This is a genomic window from Pseudalkalibacillus decolorationis, from assembly GCF_024609785.1.
GTDB lineage: Bacteria > Bacillota > Bacilli > Bacillales > Fictibacillaceae > Pseudalkalibacillus > Pseudalkalibacillus decolorationis.
In genome coordinates, this window is sequence record NZ_JANHJQ010000017.1 from 45570 (window position 1) to 67665 (window position 22096).

Annotated in this window: 21 protein-coding genes, 1 tRNA gene and 1 pseudogene; 8 read left to right on the plus strand and 15 right to left on the minus strand. The window is 39.7% G+C overall.

The window, feature by feature from the left end; genetic code table 11:
• Window positions 1–67 precede the first annotated feature (67 nt).
• The 4 genes from NON16_RS16290 to acnA form a co-directional block, all read right to left on the minus strand.
• A complete protein-coding gene (locus NON16_RS16290; RefSeq protein ID WP_257350479.1) occupies window positions 68–580 on the minus strand; it encodes a hypothetical protein in 513 nt (170 codons plus the stop codon).
• Between the two features lie 158 nt (window positions 581–738).
• Window positions 739–879, minus strand: coding sequence for an acid-soluble spore protein N (locus NON16_RS16295; RefSeq protein WP_257350480.1), 141 nt, complete (start codon window positions 877–879; stop codon window positions 739–741).
• A gap of 211 nt (window positions 880–1090) precedes the next feature.
• Window positions 1091–1219: an FbpB family small basic protein gene (locus NON16_RS16300; RefSeq protein ID WP_257350481.1), complete on the minus strand. Its 129-nt coding sequence runs from the start codon at window positions 1217–1219 to the stop codon at window positions 1091–1093.
• A gap of 234 nt (window positions 1220–1453) precedes the next feature.
• On the minus strand, window positions 1454–4156 hold the full coding sequence (acnA, locus tag NON16_RS16305) for an aconitate hydratase AcnA (protein WP_257350482.1): 2703 nt from the start codon (window positions 4154–4156) through the stop codon (window positions 1454–1456).
• Window positions 4157–4697: 541 nt separating this feature from the next.
• Between acnA and sspO the strand changes: the two genes are divergently transcribed.
• Window positions 4698–4847 (plus strand): small acid-soluble spore protein SspO, encoded by a 150-nt coding sequence (sspO, locus tag NON16_RS16310; RefSeq protein WP_257350484.1) that lies wholly within the window; start codon window positions 4698–4700, stop codon window positions 4845–4847.
• Window positions 4848–4915: 68 nt separating this feature from the next.
• Here the strand turns inward: sspO and NON16_RS16315 are convergent, their stop codons facing one another.
• Entirely contained in the window at window positions 4916–5179 is a 264-nt protein-coding gene (locus NON16_RS16315; RefSeq protein ID WP_257350485.1) for a hypothetical protein, read from the minus strand.
• 148 nt (window positions 5180–5327) lie between these two features.
• On the opposite strand from NON16_RS16315, the gene NON16_RS16320 reads away from it, so the two are divergent.
• Window positions 5328–5468: a small acid-soluble spore protein P gene (locus NON16_RS16320; RefSeq protein WP_257350487.1), complete on the plus strand. Its 141-nt coding sequence runs from the start codon at window positions 5328–5330 to the stop codon at window positions 5466–5468.
• Between the two features lie 169 nt (window positions 5469–5637).
• On the opposite strand, the gene selA is transcribed toward NON16_RS16320, so the two are convergent.
• Together selA and NON16_RS25705 are read right to left on the minus strand one after the other, a co-directional pair.
• Complete coding sequence (gene selA, locus NON16_RS16325) at window positions 5638–7020, minus strand: L-seryl-tRNA(Sec) selenium transferase (protein WP_257350488.1); 1383 nt, start codon at window positions 7018–7020, stop codon at window positions 5638–5640.
• A gap of 95 nt (window positions 7021–7115) precedes the next feature.
• Window positions 7116–7307 (minus strand): annotated as a pseudogene (locus NON16_RS25705) (Rdx family protein); the annotation flags it as partial.
• A 183-nt stretch (window positions 7308–7490) separates the two neighbouring features.
• Between NON16_RS25705 and selD the strand changes: the two are divergent.
• Window positions 7491–8540 (plus strand): selenide, water dikinase SelD, encoded by a 1050-nt coding sequence (gene selD, locus NON16_RS16330; protein ID WP_257350490.1) that lies wholly within the window; start codon window positions 7491–7493, stop codon window positions 8538–8540.
• A 60-nt stretch (window positions 8541–8600) separates the two neighbouring features.
• Here selD and phnC read toward each other — a convergent pair whose 3' ends face one another.
• Genes phnC through selB form a run of 5 tightly spaced genes read right to left on the minus strand, consistent with a single transcriptional unit; the run spans window position 8601 to window position 13997 of the window.
• On the minus strand, window positions 8601–9359 hold the full coding sequence (gene phnC, locus NON16_RS16335; RefSeq protein ID WP_257350491.1) for a phosphonate ABC transporter ATP-binding protein: 759 nt from the start codon (window positions 9357–9359) through the stop codon (window positions 8601–8603).
• Entirely contained in the window at window positions 9359–10117 is a 759-nt protein-coding gene (phnE, locus tag NON16_RS16340; RefSeq protein WP_257350492.1) for a phosphonate ABC transporter, permease protein PhnE, read from the minus strand. Before phnE ends, phnC begins: the two co-directional genes overlap by 1 nt.
• A 5-nt stretch (window positions 10118–10122) precedes the next feature.
• Window positions 10123–11040, minus strand: a complete 918-nt coding sequence (gene phnD / locus NON16_RS16345; RefSeq protein WP_257350493.1) for a phosphate/phosphite/phosphonate ABC transporter substrate-binding protein — start codon at window positions 11038–11040, stop codon at window positions 10123–10125.
• 10 nt (window positions 11041–11050) lie between these two features.
• On the minus strand, window positions 11051–12079 hold the full coding sequence (locus NON16_RS16350) for a glycosyltransferase family 4 protein (RefSeq protein ID WP_257350494.1): 1029 nt from the start codon (window positions 12077–12079) through the stop codon (window positions 11051–11053).
• The gene (gene selB / locus NON16_RS16355) at window positions 12057–13997 is read right to left on the minus strand and encodes a selenocysteine-specific translation elongation factor (protein ID WP_257350495.1); all 1941 of its coding nucleotides are present in this window, start codon (window positions 13995–13997) and stop codon (window positions 12057–12059) included. The genes NON16_RS16350 and selB overlap by 23 nt, the downstream gene beginning before the upstream one ends.
• A 392-nt stretch (window positions 13998–14389) precedes the next feature.
• Here selB and NON16_RS16360 point away from each other — a divergent pair.
• Window positions 14390–14486 (plus strand) — tRNA-Sec (locus NON16_RS16360).
• A gap of 133 nt (window positions 14487–14619) precedes the next feature.
• Window positions 14620–14937: a hypothetical protein gene (locus NON16_RS16365; RefSeq protein ID WP_257350496.1), complete on the plus strand. Its 318-nt coding sequence runs from the start codon at window positions 14620–14622 to the stop codon at window positions 14935–14937.
• Window positions 14938–15144: 207 nt separating this feature from the next.
• Here NON16_RS16365 and gbsB read toward each other — a convergent pair whose 3' ends face one another.
• Together gbsB and betB are read right to left on the minus strand one after the other, a co-directional pair.
• Window positions 15145–16353, minus strand: a complete 1209-nt coding sequence (gbsB, locus tag NON16_RS16370) for a choline dehydrogenase (RefSeq protein ID WP_257350497.1) — start codon at window positions 16351–16353, stop codon at window positions 15145–15147.
• A gap of 47 nt (window positions 16354–16400) precedes the next feature.
• Complete coding sequence (betB, locus tag NON16_RS16375) at window positions 16401–17876, minus strand: betaine-aldehyde dehydrogenase (RefSeq protein WP_257350498.1); 1476 nt, start codon at window positions 17874–17876, stop codon at window positions 16401–16403.
• Window positions 17877–18101: 225 nt separating this feature from the next.
• Here betB and cudC point away from each other — a divergent pair, with 225 nt between their 5' ends.
• From cudC to NON16_RS16390, 3 genes are all read left to right on the plus strand, one after another.
• Window positions 18102–18662, plus strand: coding sequence for a choline uptake/conversion transcriptional regulator CudC (cudC, locus tag NON16_RS16380; protein ID WP_257350500.1), 561 nt, complete (start codon window positions 18102–18104; stop codon window positions 18660–18662).
• 103 nt (window positions 18663–18765) lie between these two features.
• Window positions 18766–20409, plus strand: a complete 1644-nt coding sequence (locus NON16_RS16385; protein WP_372508829.1) for a high affinity choline transporter 1 — start codon at window positions 18766–18768, stop codon at window positions 20407–20409.
• Window positions 20410–20573: 164 nt separating this feature from the next.
• A complete protein-coding gene (locus NON16_RS16390; protein WP_257350501.1) occupies window positions 20574–21002 on the plus strand; it encodes a DUF2621 domain-containing protein in 429 nt (142 codons plus the stop codon).
• Window positions 21003–21043: 41 nt separating this feature from the next.
• Here NON16_RS16390 and NON16_RS16395 read toward each other — a convergent pair whose 3' ends face one another.
• Window positions 21044–22036 carry a DUF3231 family protein gene (locus tag NON16_RS16395; RefSeq protein ID WP_257350502.1) on the minus strand — a complete coding sequence of 331 codons (993 nt, stop codon included), beginning with the start codon at window positions 22034–22036 and terminating at the stop codon, window positions 21044–21046.
• Window positions 22037–22096 lie beyond the last annotated feature (60 nt).

The window sequence follows — 22096 nt, forward strand, 5'->3', positions numbered from 1 at the left end:
ATAGGAAGTTCCCTATTAGTCGGTTACACTCACAGCCTTGAGCCATCCATTATTTCTTATTATTTAGTTACATTGTTTTCAGCACCATAGGAGTTACATTATCGATGCATAACGCACAAGCTTCTTTCAAGTTGTTCCAGTAGTTCACAATCGAATCGTCTTCCTCTTCGCTCATGGCTATCTCTAGCCAACTCAATTCTTCTTGTAATCGTACAGCAGATCCAATCCATGTCTTCTTATCACCGACTTTCATATAAAAAGGATCCTCAAAACGAAAGGGTAGGTAAATTCCACGGTCATTAGGATGTAGGACGATGTGCTGATACACCGTTCCCTTCGTCAGTTTTGCATAAAACAAAAGTACACCATCGTTTTTAGCTGTACGTTTCTTAAAGTTATGTAAGGTTTGTGCATCACCTAATTCGATTGTCGTAATAGGAGCGTCCCAGTTTAGTACTTCTTTAAAAGGAATGAGATGACCTAAACCTTGCATACTTATTTCAAGTTGTCGATAAAATGGATCATTGTCCTCTTTATTCCTTGATATATCTAAAGGTTGAATCAACGCTTGTATTGTCATTTCCACACACTCCTCCCCATATCATAAAAAGATTCGTATAGGTAATGGGTTTCGCGTCGGCTTATCTCGTATTTTGTCAAATTTACAGACATGTAAAATAAGGAAGTGACCGACTCCAAAGGTGAGAATACCTTTGGAGTCAGCCAGAAGATAGGTTATTATCCTTTTGGAGGGATATACTGCGGTTGTTCATTGGATTTCATACCCATTTGTTTCCCTTTGTTTCCTCCGCCTACTCTTGGTTGTGTTCCCATATGATTCGGAACGTATTGTTCAGGGTGACGTTTTGGATTACTCAAAATGATCAACCTCCTTCACCCAGTATTATTCCCCTATGTTAAGTCATTATGATGTAAAAAAGACCCGCTGCACTGTAATGGTCAATGGGTCTCTTCAATGGGCCAAGATTGGAATGTTTCATTGAGGCTGACGTTTTTTGTAAAAATCTATCTCCCGGCTTTTCCTTTCTGAACGAATAAAACCGAAGATGTATCTGTACTGACGTCAAAATTAGCCATTCTTCAAATGCCGCTTTTCTAACCGTAGTTCTAACCGTTCCATCGCCTCTTGATCCTTTAATAATTCTTGTTTATTGTCGGATACTAGATCCTTAAACGAACGTTTTTTCGATTTTCTCATTTAATTACCTCCTCTTAAAAACGATTTCTTATTGTCTACTATGCCCAAACCATTTCCTTTTTATTCTAATTATCAGAAGATTTACACAGAAAAGCGAAAGCGACCTGGTCAGGTACAATAAGGAAAACCAGGTAAACACATACCATTTTAGGCGATCACCCTCACTTTATATATCAAAAGAGGCTGGCTCATCTAATGAGCCAACCTCTAATTTCATTCTCTATTGAATTGATACTAAAGTTTGTTACGTAGGACCATTTGAAGAATACCACCATGACGATAGTAATCAATCTCAACTTCACTATCAAAACGGGCAATGACTTCAAATTCTTTCTTGTTCCCAACTTCATCCGTTGCTGTTACGTTCAACATTTGACGAGGTTTTACACTTTCATCGATTTCTACTTGAATCGTTTCCTTACCAGTAAGTCCCAATACTTCAGCGTTTTCTCCCTCTTTGAATTGAAGTGGAAGCACACCCATTAGTACAAGGTTACTACGGTGGATCCGTTCAAAGCTTTCAGCAATAACAGTTTCAATGCCAAGTAAGTTTGTACCTTTTGCAGCCCAGTCACGTGAGCTTCCCATACCATAATCTTTACCTGCCAGTATTGCGAGTCCTGTACCATTTTCCTGATACTTCATGCACGCATCATAGATATACATAACTTCTTCTGTTGGCCAGTATGTTGTCCAGCCACCCTCTGTACCCGGAGCAATTTGGTTACGTATACGAATGTTTGCAAATGTACCACGCATCATAACTTCATGGTTACCACGACGAGAACCGTATGAGTTGAAATCAGATGCTTTTACTCCGTTATCCATTAGGTATTTTCCAGCAGGACTATTTTTTGCAATTGCTCCTGCAGGAGAAATATGGTCAGTTGTTACGGAATCACCAAATTTACCAACGACACGTAGATCATTAAGTGGCTTTACCGTTCCAGGTTCGCGTGAAAGCCCTTGGAAGAATGGAGGGTTTTGGATATAAGTTGAATCATCATCCCAACTGTAAAGCTCTTCTTCCGTTGTATCAAGTTCATTCCATTCCTTGTTGTCGTCAAACACACGCTCATATTCTTTCTTAAAGAGTTCTGGTTGAACAGCCTCTTTCATTGTTTCTTTTATTTCGTCGGTTGTTGGCCATAGATCCTTGAAATAGACATCGTTGCCATCTTTGTCTTTTCCAAATGAGTCGTTCTGAAGATCAAAGTCAACAGTCCCAGCTAACGCATAAGCAACTACGAGTGGGGGTGAAGCTAAATAGTTTGCTTTTACAAGCGGGTGGATACGTCCTTCAAAGTTACGGTTACCAGAAAGAACGGAAGATACAGTTAAATCACTCTTCGAAATACCTTCTTCAATTTCTTCTGCTAATGGTCCTGAGTTACCGATACAAGTTGTACAACCATAACCTACAAGGTTAAATCCTAGTTTTTCCATATACGGCATTAATCCAGCGTCTTCTAAATAACCTGTTACTACTTTAGAACCTGGTGCCAAACTTGTTTTAACGTATTCAGGTACTTCTAAACCTTTTTCTACTGCTTTTTTCGCGATCAGGCCTGCCCCTAACATAACACTAGGGTTTGATGTATTCGTACAGCTGGTAATTGCAGCAATTGCTAAATCACCCGTTTTCATATTGGAGACTTTACCATTCGGGTGTTTAATTTCTACAGATTTATTAATAGCTTCCTTATCCAAACCAAATCCACTATGTCCTGCTGGTGCGACAAGCGCACGATTGAATGCATCTTTCATTTCAGAAAGTGGGATTAAATCTTGCGGACGCTTAGGACCTGCCAAATTTGGTTCAAGCTCAGAAAGATTCATATCCACAACATCTGTAAATTCAGGATCCTGTGTACCAGGTGAATAGAACATTCCATTTGCTTTCGCATATTTCTCAACAAGTTGAATTTGCTCAGGAGAACGTCCTGTTAGGCGCATGTAATTAAGGGTTTCATCATCAACAGGGAAAAATCCACACGTTGCTCCATATTCTGGTGCCATATTAGAGATTGTCGCACGGTCAGCCAGTGTCATGTCTTTAAGACCAGGTCCAAAGAACTCAACAAATTTGCCAACCACATTCTGTTGACGAAGTACTTGCGTAACTTTCAATGCAAGGTCCGTTGCCGTTGTACCCTCTGGCATTTCTCCGGTAAGTTTAACTCCAATAACCTCAGGAACTGGGAAGTATGAAGGTTGACCAAGCATTCCTGCCTCCGCTTCGATACCACCAACACCCCATCCAAGTACACCGATTCCGTTAATCATTGTTGTATGAGAGTCTGTGCCGACTAATGAATCTGGGAATGCAACTAATTCCCCATCTTGTTCATTGGCTTGAACTACGGAAGCTAAGTATTCAAGGTTTACCTGGTGTACAATTCCTGTCGCAGGAGGAACCGCACGGTAGTTATCGAATGAAGTTTGAGCCCAACGCAAGAACTTATAACGCTCTAGGTTACGTTCAAATTCACGCTTCATATTAAATTTCAGTGCGTCCTCTGTTCCAAATTTGTCAACCTGCACAGAGTGGTCAATGACGAGATCAACAGGGATTTCTGGATTAATTTTTTCAGGAGACCCTCCCATATCGGCCATTGCTTTTCTTAGTGAAGCAAGGTCTACAACTGCAGGGACTCCCGTAAAATCTTGTAAAATAACACGGGATGGTTTGAATGGAACATCAATTTCTTTGACATCCTTCGTTCCCCATTTTGCTAAATTTTCAATGTGTTCTTTGTCAATTACTTTTCCATCGTATTGGCGTAATACAGATTCTAGCAATACTCGTATGGAATATGGTAAACGTGAGACGTTCCCTACTCCGGCATTTTCTAATGCTTTCAAGTCATAATAGTGGTATGTCTTTCCATTTGCTTCAAACGTTTTTCTAGCATGATATACATCGTTTGTTGACATGCCAAAACCTCCTTCTCCTATCCATGATACATGACAGTGTATGGGCTGTCGAAACTTCTACATTTATGTTGCAAAATGTTTTATCCTTCCTAACATCATTTTAAAATAACGTAACACATAAGTAAATTACAATAATGTTATTAAAGTTAATAAGTTACCCTTATGGAACACAGTTGATCAATTTTGTTCATACATTCTCTATTAATGCGTGTTCAAAAAGGAGGATAAAAAGAGCCGAGAAGTTCGAGGCGTGAAAATCTTGAGGACCAGAACGACGAGCGGTACTTGCATGATTACTACGAGTTGTACCGAGGAAGCTTTCACCCTAGAATACACTTGTGGACGCAGGTAAATATGGAACTTCGACTAATTACTTCACGTCCTGTGAAAACGTCGAAGTCAGCACGTCCTGTGCAAGTCCGGAAAGATCGAACAACGAAGAAATTCGACAGCTATTTTTACCGGACTTTTTGAACAACCTCTATTAGTATAGTTCATACTAGAGCGCTCAAACTAATACAGTCAGGAGGTGACAAATTCAATGGCTACGAAAAAACAGAACTTAGAGAAGAATACTGTTTCCGATCGTCAAGCTGTAAAGCAATCTAATCAATTTGATCATGAGTTTGCAAACGAGCCTTTACAAGAAATTGAAAAACAAAACAATAAAAAACGTAAGAAAAACCAATAAGTTTAAAAACGTACAAATAAAAGAGGAGGTGACCTTGAAAAGGTACCTCCTACTAAGTGAATGGTTTGTTATGTCTGGTCATATTGTTGACCAAGTTTAAATAACTCTTCTTGATACTGTCGAAGTTGAACCCGTTGATGCTCGCTTGCAACCTCTAATGCATTTTCAATTTGTTGAAGGGCTTCATTCATTTCTTGTTGAAGTTGTTGTTGTTTCGCAGCATAATCATAATCCGTTGCATTTTCAAGTTCTGTATCCTTAGCCTGAATGGCTTGTTCATAACCTTGTTGTGCAGCTTGAAATGCTTGCTGTTTATCCTTGTGATAAGGCATAACATTCCCTCCTTATTTTTATACGGCCTGTTGTTAATATGGGATAGGATAGTCGGATTTATTCCTCAATTTAGTTAGTGTATTCCCTTTGATTCGTGTATACACTTCCAGCTTGAACTACATAATAAACTAAAAGGAGGATGAATTTATGGCAGAAAAAAATACCTACAAAGACCAGCGTAAAAATGCCCCAAAAGGAAATAATCCAGGTCAACCTGAACCCCTTGATGGTTCCAAGAAAGTTAAAAATAGAAATCACACTCGACAAAACCACGGAGGGACATTGTAAAGCGTCCCTTCTTTATTTTGAGTAAAGAAAGTATAAAAGTTTGCGGCATGGATGTAATGTCCAGCTTCAGCGCCCAACCACTTGGATTACTTCAGGCCTCCTGCGGCGGCAAGCCTCCTCGTCGGTCTTCCAGTGACCTTCGTGGCTAAGCAGGGCGCTTGCGCTTTTCTTAAATTGATCCTAAAACCTGCACAATCAATTTTTGTTCATCTTCTGTGATCGTGCGAAAATCTAGAAATAATTGATTGTCTTTGATTCGGGCAATGATCGATGGATTAGCCATACGAAACTTTAGATGTAACTCTTCGATTGTATACTTTTTATGCACTATTGAAACAACATAAGTTGACAGTTCAACCTCTGGCATCGTCCCTCCGCCAATTTGGGAGGTGCTCTTAACAAGGTTGAACGTATAACTTTCAAGAGGATTAACTTCCTTAATAAATGTCTCTGCCTTTGTTCGTATTTCCTCTATAGGAAGCAAAATATCCCTTAGGGTTGGAATTTCTTCTTCATTTTTATATTTATAAGCGAAAAGAGTTGCTTCCAATGCCGCTAAAGTAAACTTGTCAACACGTAACACTCTTGCAAGCTGATGCTGTTTCAGTTTATTTATTAAACTTTCCTTACCTGCAATTATGCCAGCCTGAGGACCTCCGAGCAGCTTATCCCCACTAAAGGAAACAAGGTCAACTCCTGTTGCAATCACATTTTTGACAAGAGGCTCGTTCCCGACTCCTTTGTCCTGTAAATCAAACAAAGCCCCGCTTCCAAGATCTTCATAGGTAAAAACATCAGGATGTTTTTCTGCTATCTGAACCAACTCATTCGTATTCACACTTTTGGTAAACCCGAAAATTTTAAAATTACTTGTGTGCACCTTCATTAACATAGCTGTTTCATGATCAATTGCTTGTTCATAATCACGTTGATGTGTCTTATTCGTTGTACCTACTTCTTTAAGTAGCGCACCACTTTGTTCCATGATGGAAGAAATTCGGAAAGAGCCGCCGATTTCAACAAGCTCTCCCCTGGAGACGATGACATTTTGCCCACTAGCCAATGCACTTAACGTCAGGAAAACAGCAGCTGCATTGTTATTTACAATCATAGCTGCTTCTGCACCAGTAATTTCTTTAAGGAGACGTTCCACAAGTGAGTGTCTCGAACCCCTTATTGCGTTATTTATATCATATTCAAGATTCGAATACTGTCTGGCAATGTCTGTCATATGTTTGATTGCACGTTCACTCAATCTTGCTCTGCCTAGATTCGTATGTAAGATAACACCAGTTGCATTTATCATTGGGCGAAGAGTCGGTTGAAAGGATTGACCTTCTAGCGTTTCAAATACTGTATCTATAATCTCCGCTTTAGTAGATGGTCCATCCCATTCATCATTCAACATTTGATTACGAATATGGTCTATCTGCTCTTGCACAAGTATCGTCGCCCCATCCACCGATAACGAACTTTCCTTTACGACTTCTTCAAAACGGGTATCAGCCTGGAGTGTATGTACTGCAGGGAGCATCTGTAACAATGTTTTCATTGAAAGGCATCCTCCTGTTAAGTGTCCGAATGGGCGAAAAAAGGATGATTCATTTTCAAGAGACATTACGTCCCATTATGAATCATCCCCAATCCCTAAACGGTAACCTCTTCTATATCATTAAATAATTGTTCATGATCTGGAAACTTTCCTGTTTCTAGCTTTGAATAAAGTTTATTTCCATTTACAGTTATTTCAAATGCACCACCAGAACTAGGTATGAGTTCTAAAGTAGTTACCTCTGATCGAAAACGATTAAATAGTTCTTCCGCGAAACTCGCGGCTTTAGGAGAATAGTTTCACTGCATGCAAAATTCAACTGAAATTTTGTAATTCATTTGTAAAATCTCCTTCCGTTTTTGTTCCAAAAGTAATTATCTGATTGAAATTTTCTGAAATTAGGTTCATTGTAGTATATTATTTCTCTTTTCGCAAAAAAAATGTTTATACTACCAATAGGAGGTGCTGAAATGTCAAAAGAAGAAAAGATCAGACTCACTACCCTTTCATCAAAAGGTGGTTGAGGCTGCAAAATTGGTCCTGAAGACCTGGCGCAAGTCTTGCGTCAATTACCAAAACGAGAATACGATCCAAACTTACTTGTAGGATTAGATACATCGGATGATGCAGGTGTCTACAAGCTTACAGATGAACTTGCTATTATACAAACTGTCGACTTTTTCACTCCAATCGTAGACGATCCATATATGTTCGGACAAATTGCTGCTGCAAACTCATTGAGTGATGTCTACGCAATGGGTGGAAAACCAAAAACAGTAATGAACATATTAGGTTATCCAATTAAATCACTAGGCCCTGACATGCTCGCTGAAATTTTAAAAGGTGCTGCTGATAAGGTGAAAGAGTCTGAAGCCTTAATCGTTGGGGGGCACTCGATCGATGATCAAGAACCAAAGTTCGGCTTATCTGTAACGGGATTGGTTCATCCCGATAAGGTTTATAAAAACGTTGGTGCCAAACCTGGGGATGCACTCGTTCTCACAAAACCAATCGGGGTCGGTATCCAAACAACTGCTATCAAAAAAGAGAAACTGACCGAGCAACAGCTCGATAAGGTGATTGAAACGATGGCAGAACTCAACAAAATGGCTGCAGAATTATTAGAAGATTTCCATCCGAATGCAGTAACAGATGTTACAGGATTTGGTTTGTTAGGACATGCTTCAGAAATTGCCAAAGGAAGTAACGTTTCTATACATGTGCAGTACTCCAATGTTCCTATACTTGATGGTACATTGACACTTGCTGAACAGGGTGTTGTGCCTGGTGGAACGAAGGCAAATCATAAGTGGATTTCCGATTGTGTGGAGTACAATCATTTAAATCAGATCGAACAGTGGATTTTATGTGATGCCGTTACTTCAGGTGGATTACTTATCAGCATGCCAACAAAGGAAGCAGAGCAATACGTGAAAAGAATGCACGAACAAGGTAGGACTGATACATCAATCATCGGTAAAGTCACTGAAAAACAAGATTGTTATTTATATGCAACGTAAAAAAACTTGGCTTTATTGCCAAGTTTTTTTGCACGTAATGATGGAATGACTAAATCGAATTCAAGTTCTTTCATCATAAATCTCTGCTAAAATATCATCTGTTAACTCTTCAGCTTTTCCATCGAACACAAGTGACCCTTCTTTAAGTGCCAAGATCCTCGTCGCATACCGTTTAGCAATTGTTACGTCATGGACATTGATTAGGGTTAACAATTTATGTTCTTCATGAATCTTCCCTAAAATCCGGAAAATCCGATTTGCGGTACCTGGATCAAGGCTCGCAACAGGTTCATCACCGAGAAACACCTTTGGCTTCTGGATTAAAGCCCTCGCAATGGCTACCCTCTGTTTCTGTCCGCCACTCAAATGCTCCACACGCTTACGCACTTGATCCCCAAGCTCTACTTCATTGATGAAGTCCAGGGCATTCGAACGCTCACCTTTAGTGAAGAAACCTAGGATGTTCTTCCAATCTTGTCGCCTCCCAAATGTTCCTGTTAACACATTTTGCAAGACCGATAATCGAGGAATTAAATTAAAATGTTGAAAGATCATCCCCATATCCGTCCGAACTTTACGCAATTGTTCTTCTCCATAGACGGTTATGTCGTTTCCATTGTAAAACACATGTCCTACCGTAGGCATTTGTAAACCGTTTAAACAACGGATTAATGTTGACTTGCCAGCGCCGCTCTTTCCAAGAACACAAACAAATTCACCCTCATAAAGCTCAAGATCGATCTCTGAAAGAGCGTCCGTCTTTGCTTTAGGATAACGTACGGTTAAATTTCCGATTTTTAATACAGGTTCTCGCTTCATCAGATCACCATTTCTCTGATTTTACTACCAACAAAATCTACAACTACTACCATAATCATAATTAATAATACATCGACCGCGACGGATGAATATTGAAACGTTTTAAAATGGTTAAAAAGCTGTTGGCCTATCCCGCCGCCTCCGATAAAACCAAGGATTAGAGACGTACGAATAGCCACTTCAAACCGATAAAAATAATGGGACAAAACATTTGGCCAAATCTGCGGGAGAATCGAAAATAAATTACCAATCCACCGTCTCGCTCCAACTGATTTCATTGCATCCTGTGGACCATCATCTGCCGCTTCAATTAACTCAGAGATGAGCTTTCCTAGTACACCAACATTATGAAGGACAATAGCAAGTACCGCAGGAAAAGGTCCTAATCCAAGAGCTGTAAGGAAAATAAGTCCGAACACTATTTCAGGAACAGATCGTAGAAAGCTTAAACCAAGTCTCATAAACCCATAAAAAAAACGGAAACGGCTCGTATTCCGAGCCGCGATAAAACTTAACGGTAATGCAATCACTAAACCAAGAAGGCTTCCTAAAAACGCCATTGCCAATGTGTCAAGACTCTCCATGATCATGGCAGGAAATATTTCTGTATTCAACGGGAACCAATACGATAAAAAATCAATCATATTACGAAAATCTTTAAACTTCGATAGATCAAATTCAGTTGCTCTCATACTCACATTTATAAAAAGAATTAATACGAATCCCGTTATTAAGTGACGTTTCTTAAACCAGACCATGGATTCTACTCCTTAATAATACCCTGCTTGACTGCTGCTTTTCGGATACTTTCATAATCTTTATTGCTTGCTTCAGTGAATCCAGAAGCTCCAAAAGCATTTAAAATCTCTTTATCTTTAATACCCACGAAAATGGCCTGTAGCTTTTTAATCAGGTCATCATCCATGTTTTTATTGACTGCCCATGGATATTGGAATAACTCTTCAGATTTCCAAATAACTTTCAGCTGCTCTCCATCCACCTTGCCAGAGTCAACAAGCTGATTGTAGATTGCACTATCAATCGCACCAGCTGTAACTTGTTTGTTCTGAACTGCTAATGCTGTTGCATCATGTGAACCGGTATAACGGACCGTTTTAAATTCGTGGTCATCCTTTGTTTTGAATACACCGCGATCTTTAAGCTCAATACTTGGAATTAATGAACCTGATGTAGAATTTGGATCACCGAAAGCAAAGTCAACTTTCTTACTATCTTTGACCAACTCATCTAGAGACTCATATGGTGAATCCTTATGAGCAATGATAAAGGAATGATAAAATGGCTCCCCATCAACGAGCTGTGTAATGATCGCTTTTGCTCCACTCTTCTCATGAGCAATCACATACGTAAGCGGGCCAAAGAATGCCATATCGATTTTGTCATAGTTCATCGCTTCAACAACACCGTTGTAATCAGGATACGTTTCAACAGAAACCTCTCGATCCAATTTTTCGGACAAGAGCTTTTGCAGTTTATCCATTGCCCCCTGCATCTCACCTTCTGTTTGTGCAGGAATAACTCCAATTGTTAACTTATCTTTATCTTTATCTTTATTACCTTCACCGCTTCCTTCATTAGATTCCATATCTTCGCCACCACCACACGCAACTAATGCGAGAAATAATACGAAGACGACTAATAAACTACCCACTTTTTTCATACGTTTCACCTCATAATGTTTGATAGATCTGTTCATATTGTTTGATTTCACGATCCAGACTAAACTTAGTACTAGCTTTTTGTTTGGCATGGTTTGAAATCTGCCGATACAGGTTCTTGTTTGATATTAATTGAAGGACATACTTCATAAACTCATCCGGGTTGTGATAAATAAACCCATCAACTTTGTCTTCAATTAAGCTTTCATTCCCTGCATTAGACCTTGCTATTACTGGCTTTCCTGCATTCATTGCCTCCATTAAGGTTAACGGTTGACCCTCTGAATGAGAGGTGTTGATTACAATATCTGCCCAATCATACAATTCGTACATTGAACTGAGCGGGACCCCTCTTATGTAATCGAACCATGAATAGATTTCTTGATGCTTCCGAACTTCTTCATATACATCTTCTTCGAGCGGTTCTCCAACGATAGTAAATTTTAGCATAGGATAGCGTACTTGTAATAGTTTTAACGCTTCAAAAACACAAAAAACGTCCTTAACCGCTCGTAAACCTGCTGGAAGCAAAATATTAGGATACCCTTCTCTAAGTTTGAAAGACTTTTGCTTAACCTTATCTGGGATCCACACACTTTGTGGAATGACAAACACTCGGTCTTCTTGGATTGGATACATACTCTTTAAGATATCTGCAGCTTCATTAGTAAAAACGGTGACAGCATCTGCATTCGTAATGAGCTCCTTCATCTTCTTTCTTTGAAGATGATTATCAATATTTTGGTGAACATCAGTGCCTCCAGAGGTGAGAAGGTATGGTTTGTTGATTTGATAGTTATTTTCTTTCTGCCACGAAACAAAGCGGTAAAAGTGCAGAATATGAAGAATATCACAGTCATCCATCCGCTCTCTACTTCCATCGTTCCATGGATCTTCGGTATAAGCAAAAACTTCTACTTCATAGCCTTCATACTGGAGACCAGCGACAATTCGACGAGCTGTCGTTGAATTACCTCTCTTACTATACAAATAGGGTGTCCAAAAGGCTATTTTCTTCTTAGCTGCATCTATACTTCTCAAGTTTGTGTGGCACCCACTTTCGTTCATTCTCCATTCGAACGGTTATACCCAATTCGTCCATTCGTTCAAGAAACATTATGCAATACTTTCTTGATAGATCGAGGACTGATTTTGCATCTTGCACTGTAAACATCTCAGGAACATGTTGAGAGAGTTTATCTATCGCTTCTGTAAAAACATCATAGTGCACAAATGTCCCATCATCTAGTACTATCGCGTTTCCTGTTTCGAGCAAATAGTTCTCAAGCTCAGTAAAATAATGTTCTGGAATCGATTGTTGATCAAACATCACTCTGAGTCCATCATGTTTGAACCCAGCACTTTTTAAGTTTTCAACGACATGGTTCAGTCGCTTTTCCCATTTTTCCGGGAAAGTAGGATTGTGGGCAGCGATTAGTATAAGCGGCCCATTTTTGTTTACCTTTTGTTTCTCGATTAGTAACCCTATGACATATTCAATCAACTGACTAGGATATGCCACTTTTAGTTCCTGAACGATTTCTGCCTTTTTCCGGCCCAACCTCATTGGGAATTGGGAATGAAAGCCTTCAAGCTCACTTATGAATTTTTCGCTCATCTGATCTATTAATGTGCTCAATGTTAGGCTGTTTGTATTCACTGAGACTACCTCGTTTTGTTCAATTAATGAGTCAACATTCTTATTAATTTGCTCGATCGGTTCCCCTATTTCTTTACTAATATCTGCAATGGTTGCAACCTTCATTTTGTGGAGGGCATGTACAATTCTTTCTTCTGGTGTCCCCTCCTTTTTCTGTTCTAAAGCTTGGATCGTATCTTGTCCAAATTTATACTTACTTCCTTGAGAATCCAGTATCCATCCTCCACCTAACGTTTCTACTGGAGAGGGTCGTCGTAAAATAAACCGATCCCCTCTTAATACTGCAATAGGCTCATCAAGTCTGATTTGGCAAAGGACTTCTTCTGTTTGCAATTCGGTAAGTTCATTACGATCAAAAAAGACAATGGTCCCCATCACTTCAGATGTTCCTGAATGAAAGTTAACCCTTGATCGTTGTTTGAGAGGAAATTTAGGGGCATCCTTCACATTCAGCACAAGGTCAATCGTTTGCGTTAATTGAACCGCTTCATTTTTTGTCAAAAGGTTCCCTCGGGAAACCTCACTAGCGCTAACTCCACCAAGGTTTATTGCTGCACGCTGTCCTGCTTCTGAACTGTTCACGTCCTGTTTATGTACCTGTAATTGTTTAACCCTGACTGTTTTGTTTTGGGGTAGCAGGATGAGTTGATCACCAACATGCACAGTCCCGTCAAAGATAGTCCCTCTTACGATTGCTCCTTTTCCTTGTAATGTGAATGATTGATCAATTGGCATACGAAAAGGTGAGGACGCATTCCTTTTTGTTGTCTTAGGTAAGGCTTTTGTTAGTCCAACTCTTAATTCGTCTATACCAGACCCTGAAATACTGTCCGCAAAATAGAGTGGTGCATTTTCAAATACCGTTCCCGTTAATTCTAACTCTATATCATCTTGAACCAGCTCAAGCATCTCTGGATCTACTTTATCCTTTTTCGTAACAACTATTACCGCATGTTCGATCCCTAAATAATCCAAGATTTCTACATGTTCCTTTGTCTGTGGCATGACACCTTCATCGCCTGCCACAACTAAAACAACCAGGTCAATACCAGCTACACCTGCGATCATTTGTCGAATAAACTTCTCATGACCGGGCACATCGATAATTGAAGCTTTATGATCATTACCGAGTTCGATCGGTGCAAAACCTGGCTCAATGGAAATATTTCTTTCTTTTTCTTCCTTCAATCGATCTGTATCTATATTCGTTAATGCCTTTGTTAAGGCGGTTTTCCCATGGTCTATATGACCTGCCATACCAATTGTAAAAAATGTATTGGACATGTCCTCACCTACCATCCTCAAGTTTCCTACTTTAACTTTATCCACTGAGGGTTATAGAATCAAGCAATTACAACTTTTAAGATGATATTGTTGACTATAGTACTCAACAATTTTTTACATAAAGCAGCTCGTTTCGATCATTTCTTTTATTCAGACGTTTCATTTAAAATTCTTTTTGGTCTCTATATTAGACTGACACGGGCTGATTGTGTAGCTGGTGCTTACCTAGGTCTTCAAAACTTTTTGGGAGGCGCGTGCCGTCTTAATCTAGTCATATCAAATATTTTTAGAGATTTGTAGGTTTTTGTGATTGTTCTTTAAGCACTTTATCTTGTATACTAGACCTTGTAAGTGATCAAGGAACCCTTTTGGACATGTCTGTAAAGACTGTTATATCAACATTCTATGGGGCTGGTTGTGTAGCTGGTGCTTACCTAGGTCTTCAAAACCTTTTGGGAGGCGCGTGTCGTCTCTGGTGGGTTCGATTCCCACACAGTTCCGCCAATACATACCCACTGAGAGGTCGGCTATAAGAGCTTGCCTCTCTTTTTGTTACCCAACAACCTAATTCGTTGAAAGGATAGGGATGTATCTTTCGTAAAAGTATACATAATAAATAATAGGAGGAAGTAATCAAATGAGCGTTCTGAAAACAAAAACGTTCTACTTGAAGAAAAGTGATCAAACGTTCGTGATTCGATCCGCAAAACCTAATGAGGCATCTGATCTATTAACCTATACAAGAACGATTTTCAAGCATGAAAACAACCTGATTACAACAATAGAAGAATTTAGAAATGATGAAGACAAACAAAGGAAATGGATTGATTCGACTAATGAGCATCCAGGCCACTTATTGATCATTGCTGATATAGAAGGTATAAAGAGAAAACAAATCAAACGTGAGGATGGCAGCTATGAGGACTTGATACAGATGGCTATTTTCTTTAAATAAGGAAGAGGACCGGGTCTGTATCTCGTACCCAGTCCTCTTCTATTCAAATAGACGGCCGTTTTGAGGTTTTTTCAGCGATTCTCAGATTTTTACAGCCGTATTTTAGTGTTATCAGCCGTTCTCAACATTTTTCAGCTGAAACTTTGCGTTATCAGCCATTCTCAGCCAAACTCATAGTCTATGAAACTAATAATGGATATCAATCTATTAAACTGTCTTTGGAGTTAGATCATAGCAACGGTTGTAGATCCACTTATAGCTTTCTTCATCCAGTTTACGTGGGTTACCAAACGTTTGCGGATCCTTCATCGCTTCCTTCGATAGACGCGGAATCATATCCTTTCCTACACCTTGTTCTTCAAGCGTTGGGATATCCATTTCTTCTACAAGGCTATATACTTCGTTTACGGCCGCTTTTGCTGCTTCGTCTTCGGACATACCATGTGTATTTACACCCATTGCTTGTGCGATTCGAGCGAATTTTGATGGTGTACCTTTCCAGTTGAATTCCATAACTGGTCCGAGCATTGCTGAAACACATTGTCCATGTGCGACTGGTTCAATTCCACCAAGCGTTTGTGCCATTGCATGTGCTGCCCCAGCAGACTCACTACCGTAAGAAAGCCCTGCAAGCATAGCTGCCTGTGCCATTCCATAACGTGCTTCAATATCATCAGGATTTGCATAGGCACGACGGATGTATTTTGAAACATACTCGATTGCAAGTAGTGCTACCGCATCTGTGATCGGTTGTGCAAAATGCATTGTGTAGCACTCAATCGCATGGGATAATGCGTCAACACCCGTCATTGCGGTGACATGTGGAGGCATAGAAACATGCAATTCTGGATCGATGATCGTCATGTGTGCCGCGATTAACGGTCCACCCGTGTTGAACTTGAATTCACGGTCTTCATCTGTAATAACTGCCCACTGTGTTACCTCAGATCCTGTACCTGCTGTGGTAGGGATTGTGGTCAGAGGTGGAATACGCTTAGTTAGTGGCTTCTTCCCTTCTGCCGCTTCATATTCCAATACAGACTCGCCATGTACTGCTTCTACCCCGATTGCTTTTGCAGTGTCCATAGAGCTTCCGCCGCCAACCGCAATTAGTCCATCACAGTTTTCTTCTGTAAATACTTTTGAACCTTCATTAACGACCCGGACTGGAGGGTTTGGTTCTACTTTATTAAATACAACGATCTCGATTTCTGCTTTTTCGAGTGTATCTGTTACGGGCTTCGTTACTCCTGCATTATAAATTCCAGGATCTGTCACAAGAAGTACTTTAGTAACGCCTAAATTTTTCACTTCTTCTCCAACGTGCTTAATTGCTCCGATTCCGTGCTTGATTACTGTCGGAATTTCAAATGTGTGTAACTTTGTCATGTGTTCAAAGTTCATGTTTAATGCCATGATGATCTTCCTCCTTTAAGATGTAAAAAATTATTGATGGTAAATGATTATCCTTTAAACCAGTTCACTGGCTCAGGCTGATGATTTTCAAAAATGTGTTTCACTTCTGTATATTCTTCAAGTCCCTGCTTACCAAGTTCACGGCCAATGCCGGATTGTTTAAATCCGCCCCAGGGCGCTTGTGCAAAGTAAGGATGGAAGTCATTAATCCAAACCGTACCTAGGCGGAGATTACTTGCCACACGGTCAGCTTTTTTCGCATCTGTTGTCCAAACGGCTCCTGCAAGGCCATACGTGGTGCTGTTTGCCCGCTTCACGACCTCTTCTTCGGACGTAAACCGCTCAATGGTTAAAACAGGTCCAAAGATTTCTTCTTGAACGATTCGCATATCATTTTCACATTCTGTAAAAATCGTCGGTAGATAGAAAAAACCATCCTGCAGTACTGAATCTTCAGGTCGTTTTCCACCGACGACAAGCTTTGCCCCTTCTTCTTTACCGATTTCTACATATTTTTCAACTTTTGCCCGGTGTTCTGCGGAAATTAATGGGCCAGATTCTGTATCTTTGTCAAAACCATTTCCCAGACGAATTTTTGAAGCACGTTCTACTAGTGCATCAACAAATTTGTCATGGATAGAGTCTTCAACCAAAAGGCGTGACCCTGCTGAACAAACTTGCCCTGCATGAAAATATACTGCATTCAATGCTTGGTCGACCGCAGTTTCAAAGTCTGCATCTGCAAAGACGATGTTCGGGTTTTTACCGCCTAATTCGAAGGCGATTTTTTTCATATTACCTGCTGCAGCGTTCATAATCTTACGCCCAGTCTCAATACCACCGGTAAACGATACAAGATCAACATTGTGGTTTTCAACCATCTCCTGACCTACCGTTGCACCTGCGCCTAATACGAGATTAACAACACCTTTAGGGAAACCGACTTCCTCTAAGATTTGAGTCATTTTTACAGTGGTAAGTGGTGTGATTTCACTAGGCTTCATAATAATTGTGTTCCCTGCTGCAAGAGCGGGTGCAATCTTCCATGATGCTTGTAGAAGTGGATAGTTCCAAGGTGAAATCTGTGTACAAACACCAACTGGTTCTCTTACCACTTTGCTGGATGACTTCGGAATCGGTGATTCAATAATTTCTCCACCATCTTTATCAGCCAAACCTGCAAAATACCGGAACACCTCCGTAATGTCATCCATATCGGCAACACTTTCAGTGAGCGTTTTACCGGTATCCAAGCTTTCTAATCGAGCAAGTTCATCTTTATTCTCTTGAATCCTTTCAGCGACTTGAAAGAGCATATACTCTCTTTCATTTGCTGGAGTGGATGCCCAATTGCCATCATCAAAAGCCTCTCTCGCTGCCTCGATCGCTCTCTTAGCATCACGGGTATCACCTTCCGTTGCAATTGCTACAACTTCTTGATTGAATGGATTAATGATTTCGCGGGTTTTTTCAGATTCGGAATCGATCCACTGCCCGTTGATGAACATTTGTTGTCGTTCCATCGAATCCCTCCTCGTTAAATTTGTTAAATTTTTTTTTAACGTTTTGAACATTTTTCATGCTAACAGAGTTTATTTTTGAATGCAAATGTACAAGCTTTGTAGAGGGAACCGCTCAACTTACCAATTTGACTTTAACTTTAAGACCTGTATCATAAAGTATGTAAAATTTATATTTAACATTTTTTATAGACTTATTACCCTAAAAATAGAAAGGTGATTAAATCCGTGAGTAAGAAGGAACAGTTAGAAGCTTTGGAGAGCGCCAAGAATACAGTCATTCGTTCTATAGCTGAGACTATGGATTTGTATGGTGTAACGCCTTCAATCGGACGATTATATGGAACTATGTATTTTCGCCGTGAATCGATGACCCTTGATGAAATGAAGGATGAGCTTGGAATGAGTAAGCCTAGTATGAGTACAGCGGTAAGAGCCTTACAGGAAATCGACATGATGAAAAAAACGTGGAGTAAAGGATCACGTAAGGACCAATTCGTTTCCGAGAAAGACTTCTTTAAGTTTTTCTTCCAGTTTTTTTGTAAGATGTGGGAACGGGAAGTGAAAATAAATCTTGATGCAATTAATCAAACCCGTACAGAGATTAAAGAGCTATTAAAACAAAACGATCTTGACGAAGAGGTTCGTGAAGAAGCTGAACATAGCTTGAAGTTAATAACGGACTCTACTCATTATTATTATTGGTTGGAAGACTTAGTGAAGAGTTTTCATTCGGGTGATATCTTCGACCTTGTACCAATACCGGAGAAAGAAACTGAAAGCGAATAACAACCTGCTGGGAGGGTAATTGTCTATGGTTTATTGGTTAAATGGCCTTTAGTTAGGCTGCAAACCATTTAAACAGATACAACCAGAATTCTAACAGGAGGAGATGCACGTTTTGACTAAACAATCTACTAAAGAACAATTTAAATCGAATCGAAACATGTATTTATTTCTTACCTTTATCGTCGCCTCATTTATTTATATTCTAGTAACGAATGACGGAATTAATTGGGGCGGTTTTATTTCAATGATCATCTTTTATGGCATTGTCTATTATATCGGAGCCGTCTTTGCGAAGAAAAAATCAAATACGATTACGGATATGATGATTGCCAAGCGTTCCATGCCATTATGGATAGCGATGTTCACAATGGCAGCAACATGGGTTGGTGGAGGTTATATTGTCGGCACCTCCGAATCAACATACTCAGCTGGGCTTGTTTGGGCTCAAGCTCCATGGGGATACGCATTGAGTCTAATCATTGGTGGTATTTTCTATGCAAGAAAAATGAGAAGGTATGAATTTATGACGATGCTTGACCCAATCGAAATGCGATTTGGTAAGAAAGTCGCTGGAATTCTTTATATTCCAGCTCTCTTAGGAGAGATATTTTGGAGTGGAGCAATCTTAACAGCACTCGGTACGACATTCGGAACGATTCTTGGTCTAGATTTCCAAACGTCTATTATCATTTCAGCAGTCATTGCTGTTGCTTATACAGTCGTAGGCGGTATGTGGTCAGTGGCGCTGACAGATGTTGTACAGATGCTTTGTGTACTCATCGGTTTATTCATCGTAGTTCCATATGCGTTAATGAATGTTGGTGGACTCTCAGAAACGATTGCTAATTATAAAGTGGAAATGGCAGGTTACGTCAGTTTGTTCCCACCGTTAAAAGGTTGGGAAGATCCTGCATGGGGCAACCTCTATTGGAACTGGTGGGATTATGCTCTCTTACTCATTTTCGGAGGTATTCCATGGCAAGTTTACTTTCAGCGCGTACTTTCCGCTAAAAGTGAGAATACAGCAATGTGGCTTTCAATAACAGCTGGTTTTATTTGCATTTTAGCAGCGATTCCTGCAGTTTTAATCGGAATGATTGGCTTGAACGCTGATTGGGCTAGTGTTGGTACAAGTGAACCGGAAAATGCTGCGATGGTCCTCCCTTATGTGTTGAATTATTTAACACCCGGAGTTGTCGGTGCAATCGGATTAGGCGCAATTGCAGCAGCCGTCATGTCGTCGATGGACTCTTCAATCCTATCAGCATCAAGTATGGCTGCCTGGAACGTCTATCGACCATTGATTAAGCCGAAAGCATCTGATAAAGACCTGAAAAAGGTGATTAAGCGCTCGATCATCCTAGTCGGAATAGCATCAACCATTATTGCCTTAAACGTTAAAAGTGTTTATGCACTGTGGTATTTATGCGCTGATCTAGTGTATGTCATATTGTTCCCTCAGCTTACAATGGCACTCTTCTTTAAGGGGGCAAACAAGTATGGCGCCATCGCTGGATTTATCGTTTCACTCATTCTTCGTATTGGCGGCGGTGAGCCAATCCTTAACTTACCCGTTTGGTTACCGTATCCAATGATTGAGGATGGAGTTGTATTGTTCCCATTCCGCACACTTGCAATGGTCTCTGGTCTCTTTACCATTTACATTGTGTCCAAACTTACTCGTCGCCTTTGTAAACCAATGCCATTACGTAAACCGGATCATAAACAACCAAACAAAGCAGCTTAAGTCTATATAGCTTATGAAAGCTACTAGATACTAGTTAACGATAATTATATTATGTTCAGTAGTGTGATTAAATACATTTGTCTTTCCATCAGCACTTGATTTCACAATTTCAGGACTAGTATAATAAGACAGTAGATAAGCTATAAAAAGTTAGAGGTGTCTCTATGTTAAGCGGTTGGTTTGGTGGATTTATTGTATTATGGACAATAATCCTCATCACATTGATGGCAATCGGTGGATTTTTTATGTTTCGCAAGTTCCTCAAACGATTGCCAAAAGAAGATGGTATGTCTATACTCGATTGGCAGGATAAATATATTAAAGAAACAAAACATTTATGGAATGATGACCAAAAACTCCTTCTCGAAGAACTCGTACAACCCGTACCGGAACTCTTCCGTGACGTCGCTCGTGAAAAAATCGCGGGGAAAATCGGAGAACTCGCTCTAAAAGAACGTGCCACAGAGATCAATCAGGACTTGATTATCCGTGGGTATATAATCGCCACACCTAAACGAGATCATAAGTTTCTAATCAAAAAGCTCAATCAAAAACAAATTGACCTATCGCCGTATGAAAGCTTGTTAGGTTAGGAAAACGAGGGTGCTCAACTGACCCCCGTTTTTTATTTATACTACTTCTTTCTGTTTGGCGATAAGGGTGGTTGCTCCATCCATCCTCTGTGAATCATGATTTCCAGTCCCTCTGCAGAGTATTTTAAAACCTCGGCAATAGTCGTAGAATAATGAACAGCCAAATCTTTTCTCATCGACACAGACATACCATAACTTAGAGTGGTAAACCCGATCTGGTTGGAGGTGCTAATGAAAAACATGATTAACCTTTCAGAAAAAGGAGAATCTGTTGAATCCGTAACTTCCATTTCGACTGGAAAACTAGGCATGCTATCGTTCTCTTCTAATATTTCATTAAAAGTTTTGATCTGCCTTTTGCTTAATTTCTTTCCTTTTATTAAGTATTCTTTGACTTCCTTATCATTTGTAACTTGTATAAGCCCCATCAATAAGTTTAATCCTATACAATTTCTCTCAACTACGAAAAAAATCTCTCCTAACTCTAATACATCTAAAGGTCTCCCCTCTCCAAGCCAGGTTTTAAGCAACGACGGTTGATGTTCAATAAATTCTATACTTTTTGGATAATTAATTTTAGGAGGTCTGTCATAAACCCCTTTCGATAACATTAAATCTAATGATGTCTTATATAATTTTGTCCTTTTAAACAAGCAGTCCTCAAAAAATGCACTAATATCTTGACGGGCAACTTTCCCTATTGCTGTCGCGTAAAAAATTGTAACCACTTGTCCACTTCTATATAGAAAACTGAGTGCGAATATATCTGTAAAAAGGGCAGGGGCCGATAAATTGACATCCTCATCTGTAAATCCTTTTGGCACTGGAAAGTTTTCCTTCTGTAGTATCTTCTCGACCTGTTTCATAAAACTTTCATTTAAGGATAACGCTTCTTTGATTAATGGCTTAATTTCAGGATCCTTAAGATGTTGTAGAAAATGTTTATAAAAACATCTAGTGACTGAGTTTTGGATATAGGTAGACCATAAAGCAGCAACTTCAGAGGTTGTTAGTTGAATATTTTCAGTTTTCACGTTCGACCCCCTTGTTTTTCCTTAGTTTTATCCAAGTTGTCTACTTTATTCGTAGGAAAA